Origin of the sequence: Umezawaea sp. Da 62-37, from assembly GCF_032460545.1 — a bacterium.
Lineage (GTDB): Bacteria > Actinomycetota > Actinomycetes > Mycobacteriales > Pseudonocardiaceae > Umezawaea.
The window spans coordinates 4313710-4328844 of sequence record NZ_CP135965.1; the positions used below are offsets into that span (position 1 = coordinate 4313710).

The 15135-nt window shown below is 65.7% G+C and carries 11 protein-coding genes; 8 read left to right on the forward strand and 3 right to left on the reverse strand.

The genetic code is table 11. The features are described 5' to 3' along the window. Together RM788_RS19390 and RM788_RS19395 are read right to left on the reverse strand one after the other, a co-directional pair. Positions 1-798, reverse strand: coding sequence for a DUF4194 domain-containing protein (locus tag RM788_RS19390; protein WP_315933097.1), 798 nt, complete (start codon positions 796-798; stop codon positions 1-3). Beyond that, positions 795-2321 carry a DUF3375 domain-containing protein gene (locus tag RM788_RS19395; RefSeq protein WP_315933098.1) on the reverse strand — a complete coding sequence of 509 codons (1527 nt, stop codon included), beginning with the start codon at positions 2319-2321 and terminating at the stop codon, positions 795-797. The genes RM788_RS19390 and RM788_RS19395 overlap by 4 nt, the downstream gene beginning before the upstream one ends. Before the next feature lie 433 nt (positions 2322-2754). Here RM788_RS19395 and RM788_RS19400 point away from each other — a divergent pair, with 433 nt between their 5' ends. The 3 genes from RM788_RS19400 (at position 2755) to RM788_RS19410 (ending at position 5164) form a co-directional block, all read left to right on the forward strand. Then, on the forward strand, positions 2755-3069 hold the full coding sequence (locus RM788_RS19400; protein ID WP_315933099.1) for a hypothetical protein: 315 nt from the start codon (positions 2755-2757) through the stop codon (positions 3067-3069). Between the two features lie 150 nt (positions 3070-3219). Next, positions 3220-4017 carry a hypothetical protein gene (locus RM788_RS19405; protein WP_315933100.1) on the forward strand — a complete coding sequence of 266 codons (798 nt, stop codon included), beginning with the start codon at positions 3220-3222 and terminating at the stop codon, positions 4015-4017. A gap of 46 nt (positions 4018-4063) precedes the next feature. Beyond that, positions 4064-5164 carry a hypothetical protein gene (locus RM788_RS19410; RefSeq protein ID WP_315933101.1) on the forward strand — a complete coding sequence of 367 codons (1101 nt, stop codon included), beginning with the start codon at positions 4064-4066 and terminating at the stop codon, positions 5162-5164. Between the two features lie 261 nt (positions 5165-5425). Here RM788_RS19410 and RM788_RS19415 read toward each other — a convergent pair. Then, positions 5426-6258, reverse strand: a protein-coding gene (locus RM788_RS19415; protein WP_315933102.1) for an IS5 family transposase whose coding sequence is annotated in 2 segments (ribosomal slippage) — positions 5426-5910 and positions 5910-6258 — 834 coding nt in all. Because the reading frame shifts where the segments join, the coding sequence is not laid out codon by codon here. An 80-nt stretch (positions 6259-6338) separates the two neighbouring features. Between RM788_RS19415 and RM788_RS19420 the strand changes: the two genes are divergently transcribed. The 5 genes from RM788_RS19420 (at position 6339) to RM788_RS19440 (ending at position 14920) form a co-directional block, all read left to right on the forward strand. Further along, a complete protein-coding gene (locus tag RM788_RS19420; RefSeq protein WP_315933103.1) occupies positions 6339-7529 on the forward strand; it encodes a hypothetical protein in 1191 nt (396 codons plus the stop codon). Beyond that, positions 7529-8860 (forward strand): AAA domain-containing protein, encoded by a 1332-nt coding sequence (locus RM788_RS19425; RefSeq protein ID WP_315933104.1) that lies wholly within the window; start codon positions 7529-7531, stop codon positions 8858-8860. The genes RM788_RS19420 and RM788_RS19425 overlap by 1 nt, the downstream gene beginning before the upstream one ends. Positions 8861-8889: 29 nt before the next feature. Continuing rightward, on the forward strand, positions 8890-10137 hold the full coding sequence (locus RM788_RS19430; RefSeq protein ID WP_315933105.1) for a metallophosphoesterase family protein: 1248 nt from the start codon (positions 8890-8892) through the stop codon (positions 10135-10137). Between the two features lie 5 nt (positions 10138-10142). After that, complete coding sequence (locus RM788_RS19435; protein WP_315933106.1) at positions 10143-13130, forward strand: AAA family ATPase; 2988 nt, start codon at positions 10143-10145, stop codon at positions 13128-13130. A gap of 416 nt (positions 13131-13546) precedes the next feature. Beyond that, a complete protein-coding gene (locus tag RM788_RS19440; protein ID WP_315933107.1) occupies positions 13547-14920 on the forward strand; it encodes an IS1380 family transposase in 1374 nt (457 codons plus the stop codon). Positions 14921-15135 lie beyond the last annotated feature (215 nt).

The following is a 15135-nucleotide window of genomic DNA, read 5'->3' on the forward strand; positions in this document are numbered from 1 at the left end:
TCAACTTCCGCTCTCGCCGACACCCGGAGTACTGGAACCAGCGTTGGAGACGCGTTCGGCGGAGCTGTCTTCGGAGTGGTTCTGGTGACGCAGCCACGCCAACAGTTCGGTCAGCTTCTCCATCGATAGCAGGACCTCAACCGCGTTGCTGATCTCGAAGCGATCGGCCGTCCGTGGCCCCATGAGCAGGCCAGCCGTGTAAAGCGTCTCGATGGCCTTGGTAGCGCGCTTGGCATCGCCGGACTGATCGGTGGCGTGCTCCGGCCGGTGCTGGTCGACGAACTCGAGTATGTCGTCGCGGTCGACGAACACTCGGTTGGCGCCTGCGGCCTGCTCGCTGCGGAACCGGCTGCGCAGGAAGACCAGCAGGATCGTGTCCTCACGTCCCCATGGCGCGTCATGCAGCAGGGTGGGGAACGGTCGGCCGCCGCCTTCGGGGACGACCTGACGTTTGTAGGCCACCTCGCGTTCAGTGTCCAAGTACAGCTGCAGGAACAGGTCGTTGAGACGAGCGCGGATCGGACGAGGGTTGCGAGTGAGCGCGCGCCACTCCTTCGGATTGGTTCGCCCGGTGATGAATCTCTGCTTCAGCAGCACGACCAGAGCCCGTCGCTGGTCGACCTCCAAGCCGCCCTCGTCGCCCTCGAACAGGGCGACGGTTGACGTACGCTCCCGTTCCGGGTCATCAACGTCCAGTTCATCGGTCGCCCAGTCCGAATCCCATTCGGTGCGCATAGCGCCGGTAGGGAGGTCAGAACCGTTCAGCGGAAAGTCGACGGTCGGATCGGGCTCGATCATCGGTCTTTCTCCGTTCTGGCGGCTGGGGTGGAGACGTCTGAGGTTGGTGTGGGGCGCACAACGTCACGGGGCGCTACGCGCGGCACGGCTAATTCGCGCGTGGAGCCGTCTGACCGGATGGCCCGGTAAGCCTCGGCGTCCTCGTGCTGGTCCAGTCCCGGCAAGTTGGTCGCCAGGTGCAGCAATCCAAAGATCTCGACAGGGCGGCGCAGATCGGGGTCGAGGCCAGCGAACAGCGCGCCGAGCGAGGTCAGCGGTTGTTCGCCGGTCAGTGCACGGTGCAGTTCGCGGCGAAGCAAATCCAGGGACGGACCGCCCTGCGCAAGCAATTCGGTCAAGGACACCGCGGTAGGCCGGTGCGAGCTGACGTCGTTCAAGGGCGGAGGACCGGCGTCGGGGTCAGTGTTGTGGAATCGCTCCCGCAGGTGGGTGACCTCCAGGCGGGGAGGGAGCAGTTCCAAGGGAACGAGGGCACGAGGCCCAGCGGTCTTCATCCAGGTGGCCAATTCGGCATCGATCTGCCGCAGAGTGGCGTCGAGCTCGCGATCGCGGGTGATGTCGTGGGTGACGATGTACTCGCGGAGGGTCGCCGTGACACGGCTGCGGCGAACCAGGACGCGCTCCATGCCGCTGCGGATCAGGGCGACGGTGCCACGCAGTTCGCGGCGATCAACGTCGAGCAGGATCTCGTCGGCCAGCGGGTGTATCAGCAACGCGGCGAGGTCCTGGCGTAACTGCAACAGCAGTTCGTCGTCGCTGAGAAGCGCGAACGCCCCTTCGAAGGCACGCCCCTCAGCGGTCGCGGTCATCAGCGAGTCAGCGCGGGCGAGGTAGTCGTCGATGACCTCGCCAGCGGCCCGCTGCTCGGCGCGGAAGGAGGCCAGGATGTCGCTGCGCAGCCCGGTGAACGCCTCTTCCACTCGAGCGAAGTCACTCGGGAGCGCCGCGACGAGCTGGATGAGTTCACCAAACCCCTCCAACATGTAGTCGGCCGACACCTGTGGCAGTTCTCCACCGCTGAGGAGGCGGTCGCGTTCAGCGGTCAGGCGTGCGATCTCGCTGTCGAGAATGTCGACACGGGCGGCACGGTCGGGGTTGACCTCCGTGTTGAAGCGGCGGACAGCATTGACGATGGTGGCGATGCGGTGCTCGGAGAGGCTGGCGCGCTCACGGGTGAGGCTGGTGACCAGAGTGAGGGCGTCCTGGGCATGGGAGGTCAGGGAGTAGACCTCGGTGCCGTCCTCGTCAGTACTGCGCACCAGCCACTGGCCGCGCATCCACTTCAAGCATAGGTCGCGTCCCGACCCGGTCGGCAACTCCGACACACCGGCCAACCGCAACTCATCGAGGTAGGTGTCAACCTGGTCGTGCAGTCGCGGTGCCGGGATGCTACGCACCTCGCGACCGAACGAGCTGCGAAAGACGGCGATCACGACTGGCGCCAACCGCTGGTGCAGCAGCGTGAGCGTGGGTTGCTCATAGGCGCCGCGAACGCGGGCGAGTTCTCCGGGTATGTCGCTCACAGTCCCCTGTCTTCGCGATCAAAGATCTGCGTCGCGCAACGGCTGGCTTTCCGCAGATGAGCGCCTTCAAGCGCCCGATCGGCTCACGCTCAGAGCTGCGAGTGGCGTGCAGATCGCACGGAGCCATCCAACCACCCCTTGGCCGTGCGAATACGTAGTTCTCCCCCGAGCCTCCGACACAACATCACGACACTCACCGAAGACCAAGAGCAACAGCGACACACCACCCGTTCTGGTGAATCTTTTCGTCGAGCGCCGCAAAAGACGGCTTAGGCAGTAAGATAGTTCCTCGTCCCTGGAGCGGCCCCCCGATGAACTCCTTCTCCCTTTGCACCTGGACGTGATCGAGCGGCGATCCCTGGCGATGACCGCCGGTCCGGATCCGTTGACCCTCGACCGTGCAGCGCTCGGTTGCGGCCTACCCGCAGCGAGGATGACGCTTGACAAGGTGCGCGTGCTGCTGCCGAAGCGACGAAAGAACTGGGTCATCAAAGACGCCGTGTGGCAGGAGTTCGTCCGGCGGGCGCACACGTCACCGGAGCTGTGGATAACTGTGGCCGTCGCCATGATGATGCCAGGACTCAAGCACATCGGTGGCAGGTGGCGTGCGGAGTCGAACGATCGGTTAAGCAATTCGGTAACGGATCTGCCTGATCGCCCGAACCTCACCCGCCGACTGGACATCACCCGTTCTTCACTTGGTCGCTGGCCAAGCTCTGCGATCACCTGCTCGACCACAGCACCGTAGCCGCGATCAGCCGCGAGACCTTGCGCTGCATCTTGTGCGACGCCGGGATCTCTTCGCGGAGCACCACGATCTGAAAGATGTCTTCCTACTCGGGCGCCGCCATCTAGGAGGATGCTGGAGCATACTGGAAGATATGGTAGCGTCCTTGGTGTGGCGGACAAGCTCGAAGACCTCGAAGCGCGAATCAAGAGCCTGCGTGTTGAGGTTCGGCGAGCAGTCCTCGCTGCAGACGCGATGAGTGCTCGCCGGTTGCGGGCTGCACTGCGTGAAGCAGAGGACGACTGGGACCAGACACTCGCCGCTGCGGCACCGCCGGCACCTCAACCCGAGGCATCGCCAGTCACCGGTGCGCTGGTTCCCGTTAGAGAACAGGTGCATCAGGCTTTGACCGTGCTGACCGTGCCGTCGGCGCCGCGGCTAATTGTTGCGGTTCACTCGGCGTTGTTCGGCGGTGTTCTGACCAGTACGCAACTGACCAGCCTGCGCCGAGACGAGGAAAGGTCGTACCGGTCGTCACCGCACGCTCGGCCGTATTATCTGTGCGCCGCGCTCACCGCAGACCGCCTGGTGTCGGCCCGCGGTCTTGTCGCGGTGTCGACGTGGCCATTGGTTCGCCGGATCGTCGGCCCGCTGAGCGCTCGGGTCGACTTCCTGACCTCCGCAGTCCGACTTTCCGAGCACGTTGGCAGACTGTCCACCCCCAGCCTGCCAGCCCTAAGACTCCTCTGGCAGTTCGCTGCGAACATTCCGGACGCTGCCGCGTCATTCGACGCCCTCATCCCGGACGTGGTCGCTACAGCGGCCGCCGCGGAGTTGGACGTCCACCGGCAGGCCGACCTCGCGCACCGCGAGGCAGCGGCTGAACGAGCCCGCACGCAGCTCGACGAGACCCGTCAGCTCTTCGGCTCGACTCTGAAGGTCGTGCATCGTAACGCTAACGACGCATGACCCGATCTTTCCTGCACCACGAGCACTTCCCCGCGAGAGAATCAACTTGGACATCGACAGCCGCTTGGACCGGATCCGGGGCCCGGTCGAGCCGACACCGCACAACGCGCGGACGATCGCCGCGCTGACCAACAACCCCGGATGCACCCGGCGACGCGTGATCGACGCCGCGTTCATCGACAAGGCGGCGCTGGCTGCACAGATCGGCCACCCGTTCCCGTACGGGATGTCGCCGTTCGCTATCACCAGAGGAAAATCCTTCGAGGCGCTGGTCACGGCGAACGGTTGTGCCGAACTGCTGCGCCTGCTCCGTGAGGTGATCGGACTGCCCTTGCCCGAGGTGTCCTACGACGACCTCGGCAGCGTGGCAGGACGGGAAACACTGCAGGCCAGGCACATTCGTTCGCGACAGCTCCTCACCGAGGCGACCCGGTCCGGCGAGGACTCCGGCACGCTGTTCGACCACCCGTTGCTCAAGCTGGACGTCTCCGGTCGCGCCGTGTACCTGGAGCCCGACCTGATTGCCTTTCGGATCGGGCACAGTTTCCGCGTCGTGGAGATCAAGTCGTTTCCGATCCTCGACCGCCAGGCCGACCCAGCCAAAGTCAAGGCGGCAGCCATACAGTCCGCCGTGTACGTACTGGCGCTGCAGCAGTTCATGGTTGGCCTGGGCTTCACACCGGACCTCGTGTCACACAAGATAGTGCTGGTCTGTCCGGAGAACTTCTCCAACCGACCGACCGCCGCCGAGATCGACGTGCGCAGGGAGGTGGCCGTCCTGCGTAGACAGTTGCACCGTCTATCCACTTTGGATGTTGTGCTCGCCGGCCTGCCGAAACGCTTTGTCTTGGATACCACGCGTTCGCCCACCGCACTGCTGGACGCGCTCGCGTTGCTAGAGGCCAGATACGTGCCGGAATGTCTTTCCAGCTGCGAGATGGCCTACCTGTGCCGTTCTGAGGCCGCAGGCAGGACGGCAGCACTGGGACGGACTGTGCAGGAACACCTTGGCGGCATAGAGACCGTCTCCTCGGTGCTCGCGCTTGCCACTGGCGTACAGACGCCAGACGAGCACGAGGTGGAATCCGCAGCCCGGCTACGCGCGGCCGAACAGCTGCGCAGGGAATGCCTAGGAGGCGTCGCATGAGCGTTCTCACCGCGCTGGCGCGTGCTCACGCGGCTGCGGCCGGGCAGGCGCAGCCGATCGCCACGGTCCGGCACGTGCACGTCGCGAAGCGCCCGTTCGTGCTTGTACCCCTTGCGCTGGCAGGGGAACCGAACGCACCGCTAGCGGCCATGGTCGGCGATGACCCGGCTGCGCCCCGCTTTCTGTTCGTGTCCCAGCCGTACGACCGCAGCCAAAGGTTCAAGTTCACCGCCGCACTGGGCATGACCCTAAGACCACATCTCATTTGGGGTTGTTGTTGGTAAGCAAGTCAAGTTTGATGGCTCGGCGGTAGCAGATGACCGCGCAGGCAAGCTGGATGAATGCCAGGTAGTGGGCTGCCTTGCGTTCGTAGCGGCGGGCGAGACGGCGGAACCGGGAAACCCATTCCAGGGTCCGTTCGATGACGTAGCGATGGCGGCCCAGCTTCTTGGACGACTCGATGCCCCGGCGGGCGATCCGGGCGAGGACGCCCCGTCGGCGCAATAACTTACGGCAGGAAGGGTAGTCGTAGCCCTTGTCCGCGTGGAGCTTGCGCGGTCTGCGACGAGGCCTGCCGACAGGGCCTTTGACCGGGGCCACGGCATCGACGACGGCCTCCAGTTCGAGGTGGTCGTTGCGGTTGGCCGCAGACACGCCCACCGCCAGCGGGAGACCACCGCGGTCGCTGATCGCGTGGATCTTGGAACCGGGTTTGCCTCGGTCGACCGGGCTGGGCCCGGTCAGATCCCCCCTTTTACCGCCCGGACCTGCATGGCATCCACCGAGGCACGTGACCAGTCGATAGCCCCGGCCAGGCCGAGCAGGTCCAGCATCGCCTGGTGCAACCTGGCGAACACGTCCGCCTCGACCCACTCGGAGAACCGGCGATGCGCGGTCGGGCAACTGACCCCGAACGACGCCGGTAGCGCTGACCAGGCACATCCGGTCTGCAACACGTACAGGATGGCCGCCAGGACAACACGATCGTCCAGACGCCGCCGACCCCCACACTGGTGGCGTTGCGGCGCATCGGGCAGCAACGGCTGCGCCAGCAGCCACAACGGTTCCGGACACCACTTCTCTACGTCGTTCATCGTTGATCAACGATATCGTCTACCTCGCAACATCCCAAACGAGATGCGGTCTAAACACGTACATCGGTGGATTCTCCTCGGTGACCACGCCGGACCGGCAGGTGCCCGGCGGCGACGGGCCGCAGCTCTGGGTTCCTAGTAACGCAGGGGTGACCTTCCTCCGACTGTTCGGGCGCTCACTGCGGTTCCAGTCGACTGAGGGCCCTTACGCGGTACCGTTGGCGGTACCGCGGCTCGGGATGTGGCTGACGTTTCTCGCCGAGCAGGCTGAACGCCCCGGTTCGTCCACGCTCGTCGCCGCTACGGATGTCCTCGCACGCCACTGGGCCACGGGCCAGAGTGCGCTCGAGGACGCCCACCTGGCGGCGTTGCTGGCGTGGATCGAACCTCCCGATGGCATGACCGGCGCCGAAGCCGCCCGCGCTGCCGAGAACCCGATCGACCACCCACCGGCGGGCCCGGCCACCGATCCTGTGTTCGACCGGGTGGAACTGGCACCAGCCATCGATGCATGCAAAACCGCCGGGCCACACGCCGTGCGCCAGACCAGAGCGAAGCTGGAGAAGCTCTTGCGTGACCAGGTCACGCCCACCTGGGATCTGATGTGGCGGTCGATCGACCGGATGCGGATGCTGCCGCCAGGCGCGAGCGTGGCGTCACGGTGGCAGCGTGATCTCGCCCGTTGTGCGCAGTACTACGCTGATCTCGCCGCGGACAGCAGGTTTCCCCAGGCCAAGCGAGACGGCGCGGTGCGCGCGGCGAAGCGGCTCAACGAACTGGAACGCCTCCAGGATGCTTTCGACGCCGATCGCGCGCTGGACGATCCGCTCGTCATGGCCGAACACCGGCTGGAAGGCGAGGCGTTCGAGGGCACCGTGGTCAGGTCCGAACCGCACCGGCGCACCGGTCAGGCAAAACGACCGTTGATCACGGTCAGCACGACCGACCGGATCCGGTTCTCGCTCGGCGAAGCCACGCTGTCCTGCCAACGCTTTCCGAAGCAGGAAGCACAGATCATGTCGATCACCGACTCAGCTGATGGCAGGAAGGTCGTGCTCCAGCTCGCGGGTGGAATGGGGCAGAAGACCCTTCCCGCAGAGGGATCGCTACCCGCCGTGGGAGAACACGTCTGCTACAGCAAGCTGCGGCAGAAGTTTCGGCCGCGCGGTGACTTCCCGGACAAGACCCAGACGCCGTGGACACACGGAGGCCCACCTCCCGATCCCACCAAGCCTGCCAGCCAGAACACGACGGAGGAGGAGCAGTCGTGATGAGTCGTTCCCCGGCCAACGAAGCGGATGCGGTCGTTCGTGCGGTGCTGGCCGACTTCACCTCGCGACGGCACCTCGGTGTCGTCGTCGACTCCCCGCCGGGCGCGGGCAAGTCGACCCTGGTAGTGGGGTCGGCGATCGACCTCGCCGCCGCCGGTGAATGCGTCATGGTGGTCGCGCAGACCAACGCTCAGGCGGACGACCTGGTCGCCCGCATGACTCTGCGGGCACCCGACGTGATCATCGGCCGGCTGTGCGGCCAGGACCACCTGGCCATCGCGAGGGCCCTGCACCGGGGTTGTTCGAACGTTCTCGTCCGGGACAAGTTCACCGACCTCGGTGACGCGCTGATCATCGTCGCCCCAGCCGCCAAGTGGGACTTCGTGCGCGACGTGCGGATGCCGTGGGCAATCATCGACGAGGCATACCAGATGCGCTCCGACATGCTTCTACGCCTCGCCCCGCGGTTCGAACGCGCCTTGTTCGTGGGCGACCCTGGGCAGCTCGACCCGTTCACGGTCATCGACAACGACCGATGGACCGGCCTGCGGTGGGACCCGATGCAGAGCGCGGTCGCCGCCATGCTCCGCAACAACACGCACCTGCCACAGCACCAATTGCCCTACTCGTGGCGGTTGTCCACGCGCGCCGCACCGCCGGTGTCGGACGCCTTCTACCCGTTCACACCCTTCGAACCGGCCACCACCTCAGACCAGCGCGGTCTGGAGTTCAACACCCGCGGACTGGGCGGCGGTGCGGTCGACGAGACGCTCGACGTCGCCGCGCGAAGCGGCTGGGCCCTGCATGAACTGCCCGCACGCCACACAGTGCGCACCGACGCCGAGGCCGTCGACGCCACGGCCAGGCTCGCGCTGCGGGTGCTCGAACGGGGAGCGACCGCGTGGTCCGAGACCGAACCCGGCGGGGCGCCGGTCACCGCCGAGCGGATCGCCGTCGGAGCCGCGCATCGTGACCAGGTAGACGCTGTCCGCGAACGTCTGCGCCAGACGGCTGGCGGCGACCGGATCACCGTGGACACGGCCAATCGTTTGCAGGGCAGTGAATACGACTTCGTCATCGTGCTGCACCCGTTGTCCGGCCGTCGCGACGCAACGAGTTTCCACCTCGAGGCCGGCCGGCTCTGCGTCCTCACGTCCCGGCATCGGCAAGCTTGCGTCGTGGTCGCGAGGGCCGGAATCCAGGCGCTGCTCGACAGCCACCCGTCCAGCGAACCGATGCACATCGACGTTCCGGCGAAGTTCCCCGACGGCTGGGAAGCCAACCACGCCATGCTCGCGCACCTCGAGCCCTTTCGCGTGCGCGCCGCCTGATCGCACCAACGCGATCATCAAGGAGTCCCATGAGAATTCTGCACACGTCCGATTGGCACCTCGGTCGCGTTCTGTACAAGGTACCCAGAGCCGCAGATCACGACGTGGTCCTAGCCGAGATCCTCGCTGTGGCATGGGAGGAAAAACCCGATCTGATCATCCATTCCGGCGACCTGTTCGACCACTCGCACCCAGGTCTGTCCGACCTCGAACGCGCGATCACCGTCCTGCGCGAGCTCGGCTCGATCGCTCCGGTCGTCGTGGTGCGCGGCAACCACGACACAGAGCAGCTCTTCCGATTCCTCACCCTCGTCCTCGGCGCAGATAGCCAGGTGCACCTGATCGACCGTCCTCTCCACCCCCAACACGGCGGCGTGCTGCGCTTCTCCTTGCCGGACAGAACTACCGCGCGACTCGCCGTGCTGCCGTTCGTGCACGAGAACCGCGCTGTCGAGGCCTTCGAGGACCCCAGGACGTGGCGCAAGGCCTACACCGAGCGCGTCAGCGCCATCGAACGAGAGCTGGTGGCGGAACTGGAGCGGGACTTCGATCCTCGCCGAGAGATCGCGCTGTTCGCGGCGCACCTGCACATTGGCGGTGTCGACTTTGCCGGGAGCGAGCGCCGCGCCCACGCGTGCGAGTACTACGAGACCAGCACCGACGCCCTACCAACAACGGTCTCCTATGCGGCGTTCGGCCACATCCACAAACCGCAGGAACTGCCGAGCGCCAAGGTGACCGGGCGCTACGCCGGATCGCCGCTTCAACTCGACTTCGGCGAGGCAGGTGAACGCAAGAGCGTGGTACTGGTGGACGTGGAACCGGACAGCCCAGCGAAGATCCGCACCATTGCGCTCAGCGGCGGCAGGCAGCTGCGCAAGTTCGATGGAACGTTGGACGACCTGCGTGCGCTCGCACCGTCGATCGGCAACGACCTCTGCCACATCACGATGCATACGCCGACTCACGTACCCGGTCTGTACGACCAGGTGCGCGACCTGCTGCCGGAAGCTGTTCTCGTCGAGTTCCTGCCAGTGTGTGCCGACCGCAGACTCGAGATGGTCACCGGTGACCCAACAACGCACGATGCCGATCTGGACCTCTCGGGACTGTTCCGCGAGTACCTGGCCACCACCGGCACGCTGTCGGCACCCGCCGAGCAGGTGCACCAGCTCTTCACTACCGCTCTGACCGCCATCGAGAACGACGATGACCTGATTCTCAGCGTGGAGTCCGCACTCGCGGAACCCCTTCCCGGAGACGAGGCCGTGGCATGAGGCCCTTGAAGCTCAAGTTCAAGAACCTGCGGTCGTACCGAGCCCTGCGGGAAGTCGACTTCACCGGCCGCGACCTCGTGGCCGTCATCGGCGACACCGGTGCGGGCAAGTCCTCTCTGCTGGAAGCGGTGTGCTTCGCCCTGTACGGGCGCTGTACCTGGGACTCCCGCAGCGCGCAGGGTCTGATCGCGGACGGCGGAGATGGCACGCTTGCCGTCGAGCTGACCTTCCGCATGCGCGACGAGACGTGGCGAGTCGGGAGAACGACTTCGGTGAACAACTCGCCACCCTCGACGCACCGCCTGGAGTCGCTAGACAACGGCACGGTGCTCGACGGCGCGGGCGCGGTCAACGCGAAGATTAGGAACCTGGTCGGACTCGATCTCGACACCTTCCTCAAGGCGGTGTTGCTGCCGCAGGGCAAGTTCCAGGAACTCCTGCACACCAAGCGTTCTGACCGAACAGGAGTGCTCAAAAGCATCCTCGGACTCGACCGGATCGACGAGGTGCGTGACCAGACCACCGCGGCTGTCAACCGGCTGGCGCCTCAGCTCGAACGGCTCAAGGGCCGCCGCAGCGCACTTCCCACCGACATCGACCACGACATCGCAGACGCCGAACATCGGCTACACCAGGCGCAGCAGGAAGGTGCGCGGCTCGAGGAGGTGGAAACGGATATCGCCGGGCTTCATGACATCAAGGAAGAGGCCTTGCGTCAGGCCCGTGACCTCCGAACCGCCGCGCGACGTCTCGACAAAGTGCCGGAGCGTGTCATCGAGCGGTTCGACGAACTGGTGGACCGCGACGTCGAGCTGTGCGGACAGCTCACCCTCGCCAAAAAGCGGATGACCGCCGCGAGGGAAGCGGAAGACGCCGTCGAACTGCAGTTCGCGGCCGCTGATGAGGCTGGCACGGGACCGACGGACACCACCAAGGCGCTCACCACGTTCGACTCCATCCTCTCTCAGTTCCCGGCGATCACGGCGGAACGACGTCGGCTTGCCGACGAAGGCACCGCGATCGGAGACGAAGAGGTTGCCCTCAAAAGGAAGGAGAGCGACCTCACCGGAATTCTGGCCAACACGCTAGCCGCGGAGAGCGCCCTGGAGAGCGCGGAGGCCGACCGTGAGTCGGTACGGCGGGAGCTCGAGGCCGGCGCGGTGCTTCTCGCAAATGTGCGGGAGGCCGATCTCAAAGCCACCGAGGCTGCGGCAGCTGTCGAGCAGGAAGAAATCGCCTGCGCTGCGCAGGTGACGCTCTTGAAGGCCGCAGAGGATGGGGAGGAAGAGGCAAAACAGGCGCTCAGCATCGCCGACCTCGCCCTGGAAAACGCACGACGTGCTGAAGCGGCAGTCCACGCATCGACGGGCGTCGAACCGGGTGAGCCATGTCCCGTCTGCGAGCGCGCACTGCCGGACGACTTCCACCGCCCTTCCTCCATCGGGATCACCGAGGCGCAGACCACACGCAAGGCTGCTCAGGCGCGGTGCACCAAGGCATCCAAAGCTCTCATTGGGGCCGTCGCGGCGCACGGCACGGCGGCGGGCAGTTTGCGGGCCGCGCAGAAGAAGGTGGAGGAGGTTGTTGCGGCGCGGGAAGAAACGCTCTGCTTGTTCGAGGCCGAGTTCGTACATCGCGGCATTGATGCGGACGAGGACTTGATCCTCGCGGCGTTGACAGAGGCTGTCCGGGTGGCGGAGGGCGAGCACAAAGTCTGCAAGGGAGTCGCGAAGACTGCACGGGATGACCTCGCCAGGAACGAGACCGCACTGCTAGAAGGCAGGAAGGCGTTGGCGCAGCGCCGAAGGGCGTTCACCAGGGCCGAGAACGCCCTCGAGAAGCGGTGGACAGCTCTGGTCCAAGCACACGACGAGCTGTCAACGCATTTTCGCGTTCAGGGTGAGCTGACAGAGGTCGTCGCTCAGGAGCGCAGGGAACTCGCTCGCCTCCGCAACGAAGAGCTGGGCGAGAAGTCAACGCGACTGGCTGAGATTCGCGTTGATCTTCGCGAAGCCCGTTCCGAACACGAGAATGTGAGTGCACGACAGCGGACAGAGGTGGAAAGCCCGCTGGCGCAACTGCGCCAGGAGCTACTGCTGCTGGCCGAGAAGACAGGTGACCTGGCCGAGCTGTTGGCGCTGCCTGCCGCTCCAGATCATCCGGAGGACATAGCGATCGCCGAGGAATCCCTATGGGCGAAGGAAGTACTCGACACCGTCGAAGCTCTTTCGCGCGCTTCCAAATCCAAAGCGGATAGAATGGCCGCACGTGCAGGCAATGCTCAGGAGCAATCAGCAAGCATGCTCACTGCTGCCGGACTGGCGGATGAGTCGGAGCTAAAGAACCAGCTGCTCGAGTCGACGGTGCTGAAACGAGACGCAAAACGCGACCTGGACACGGCACGGCGGAAGAAGCCGCTGTGCGATGAGCTGGACCGCCGCATCGCCCAGGCAGACCCCGTGCTCGCTTGCCTTCGGGACCTGTGCGGTCTGCTGACTGACAGCAAGTTCATCCACGAGGTCGTGCGGCGCCGGCAGTTGGCGCTATTGGGGATCGCCACGCGCACGCTGCGGTCGATGACGAACGACCGCTTCGGTTTCCACGAAAACTTTCTGATTGTTGACGGCCTCACAATGCAGTCCCGCGACGTCAAGACACTTTCTGGAGGCGAGACGTTCCTGGCAAGTCTCGCGCTCGCGCTGGCGCTTGTGGAGCTCACCGCACATGGCGGTGCACGAGTCGAAGCTCTGTTCCTGGACGAGGGCTTCGGATCACTGGATGCGGATACCCTCGCCAGTACATTGGACACGCTCACCGCGCAGGCCGACGGCGGACGGCTGGTCACCGTGATCAGCCATATGCGCGCAGTCGCGGTCAACTTCGACAACGTGCTGTCCGTCGAATCCACCTTCAACGGCAGCACCGCCCGCTGGCTCACTGGCGAAGAACGCGACGCTCTGGCCACCGAACACCTGGCCAGGCTTCTGAGCTGACCCCAGGGCTGCTACGAAACCGTGGAGGCACTGCCCAGCTACCGAAACTGGGCACTGTTGATGCTCGGCCGCCCTGCCGAAGCACGGGTGATCGATGCAGTTCAACGGTCACTCAGCTTGAAGGGAACGCCCGGTCTGGGGACAGGTCTGAGCGACCTATCCCAGACGGCTATTCAGACGCAGGTAGGCCGAGCGACGACTCCACGATCAGGCTGCCAGCATAAACCTGCTGGTCATGCCTGTTCCCATCCTTTGGTACTCCCGCCCGAGGCCCGGCCAGGGCGGCGGCACCTACTAACCTCGATCGGTCATCCAATGTGACGTGAAACTGGTCCGAACATGGAGGAAGTGCCTGTCCTGTAAGGGAAACTTGGGCTTGCGAAGGTCCAAAGTTCCGTCAACAGAAAGGCACTCCCTTGGTGCAGGATAGCAAGCACTCGCAGATCGCCGTCCGCGCGGACGGCACCGGCCTGGTCTCGCGTGCCGGAGTCGCGCTGCTACGGGAACTCACGATCAACACCGGCCTGGGAACCGGCTGGTCCACAGCACTGCTCGACACCTACACAGGCATGCCGACCCACCTGCCAGGGCGGGTACTGGCCGACCTCGCGGTGACCATCGCCGACGGCGGCGACGCGTTGACGCATCTGGCGACCCTGCGCGACCAGGACAAACTGTTCGGGTCGGTGGCCAGTGACGCCACAGCGTGGCGAGTACTCGACCGGATCGACGACGACCACCTCACCCGCCTGCGACAGGTGCGCGCGGCAGCACGGGAACGAGCCTGGGCCGCCGGAGCGGGACCCGACACCACCGGCGGCCTGGTGATCGACATCGACGCCACGATCACCCTCGCGCACAGCGACAAGGAGAACGCGGCGAAAACCTGGAAGAAGACCTTCGGATTCCACCCGCTCCTGGCCTACCTCGACCGCCCCGACCTCGCCGGCGGGGAAGCACTGGCCGCGATCCTGCGACCGGGCTCGGCCGGATCCAACACCGCCGCCGACCACGTCACGATCCTCACGATGGCGTTGGCCGCGCTGCCCGGCCACGCCCGCCCCGACCCCGCGAACCCGGCCGCGACACACGTGTCGATACGCACCGACGCCGCCGGCGCGACCCACGAATTCGCCCGCGCGATCCGCGACGCGGGCTGCGGCTTCTCCCTCGGATTCCCCATCACCCCCGACGTCCAGGCCGCCGTCCTCGCGGTCCCCGAGCACGCCTGGAGACCAGCCGACGACCTCGACGGCCGGCCGCGGGACGGGGCGTGGGTCACCGAGATCACCGACCTGCTCGACCTGACACCCTGGCCGACCGGGTCACGGGTCCTGATCCGTCGGGAACGACCGCATCCCGGCGCGCAACTACGGTTCACCGACCTCGACGGGCACCGGTTCACCGCGTTCGTCACCGACACCGTCGGCGGACGACCGGCCGATCTGGAAGTCCACCACCGAAGCCACGCCCGAGTCGAGGACCGTATCCGCCGCGGCAAGGCCACCGGCCTGCGCAACCTCCCCTGCCGGAACTACGCCAGGAACAAGGCGTGGCTGGAACTGGCCCTGACCGCAGCCGACCTGTTGACCTGGGCCCAGGCGCTGTGTTTCACCGGTGATCTCGCCCGCTGCGAACCGGCGACTTTCCGTTACCGGATCTGTTCCATCGCCGCGAAACTCACCCGCACCGCCCGTGTCCTGACCCTGCATCTGGACCGTGAGTGGCCCTGGGCTACCCAGTTGGCGACCGCGTTCACCCGCCTGCGCACCGCACCGTGGCCCGCCTGACACACACTTTCTGCCCCGACGACCAAGGACCCGGACGCCGCCCGCCGACGCGACAGTCGGTCCACCGGTCTGGCCATATCCAGGGATTTCAGGCGAAATCCAGCTACAGCAACGATCTCAACCAGATCTCATAATCCCGTGCAAGATCGAGGCTAAGATCCCAACCGGCAGGAGGGAACGCCGCCGCCGCTGGCCTCCGAACGAGGCCCTGACCT

What these genes read in the sequence shown, in the direction of transcription:
- RM788_RS19390 (WP_315933097.1), bottom strand. Translation starts at nt 798, where the DNA reads ATGATCGAGCCCGATCCGACCGTCGACTTTCCGCTGAACGGTTCTGAC.
- RM788_RS19400 (WP_315933099.1), top strand. Translation starts at nt 2,755, where the DNA reads ATGACGCTTGACAAGGTGCGCGTGCTGCTGCCGAAGCGACGAAAGAAC.
- RM788_RS19425 (WP_315933104.1), top strand. Translation starts at nt 7,529, where the DNA reads ATGAGTCGTTCCCCGGCCAACGAAGCGGATGCGGTCGTTCGTGCGGTG.
- RM788_RS19430 (WP_315933105.1), top strand. Translation starts at nt 8,890, where the DNA reads ATGAGAATTCTGCACACGTCCGATTGGCACCTCGGTCGCGTTCTGTAC.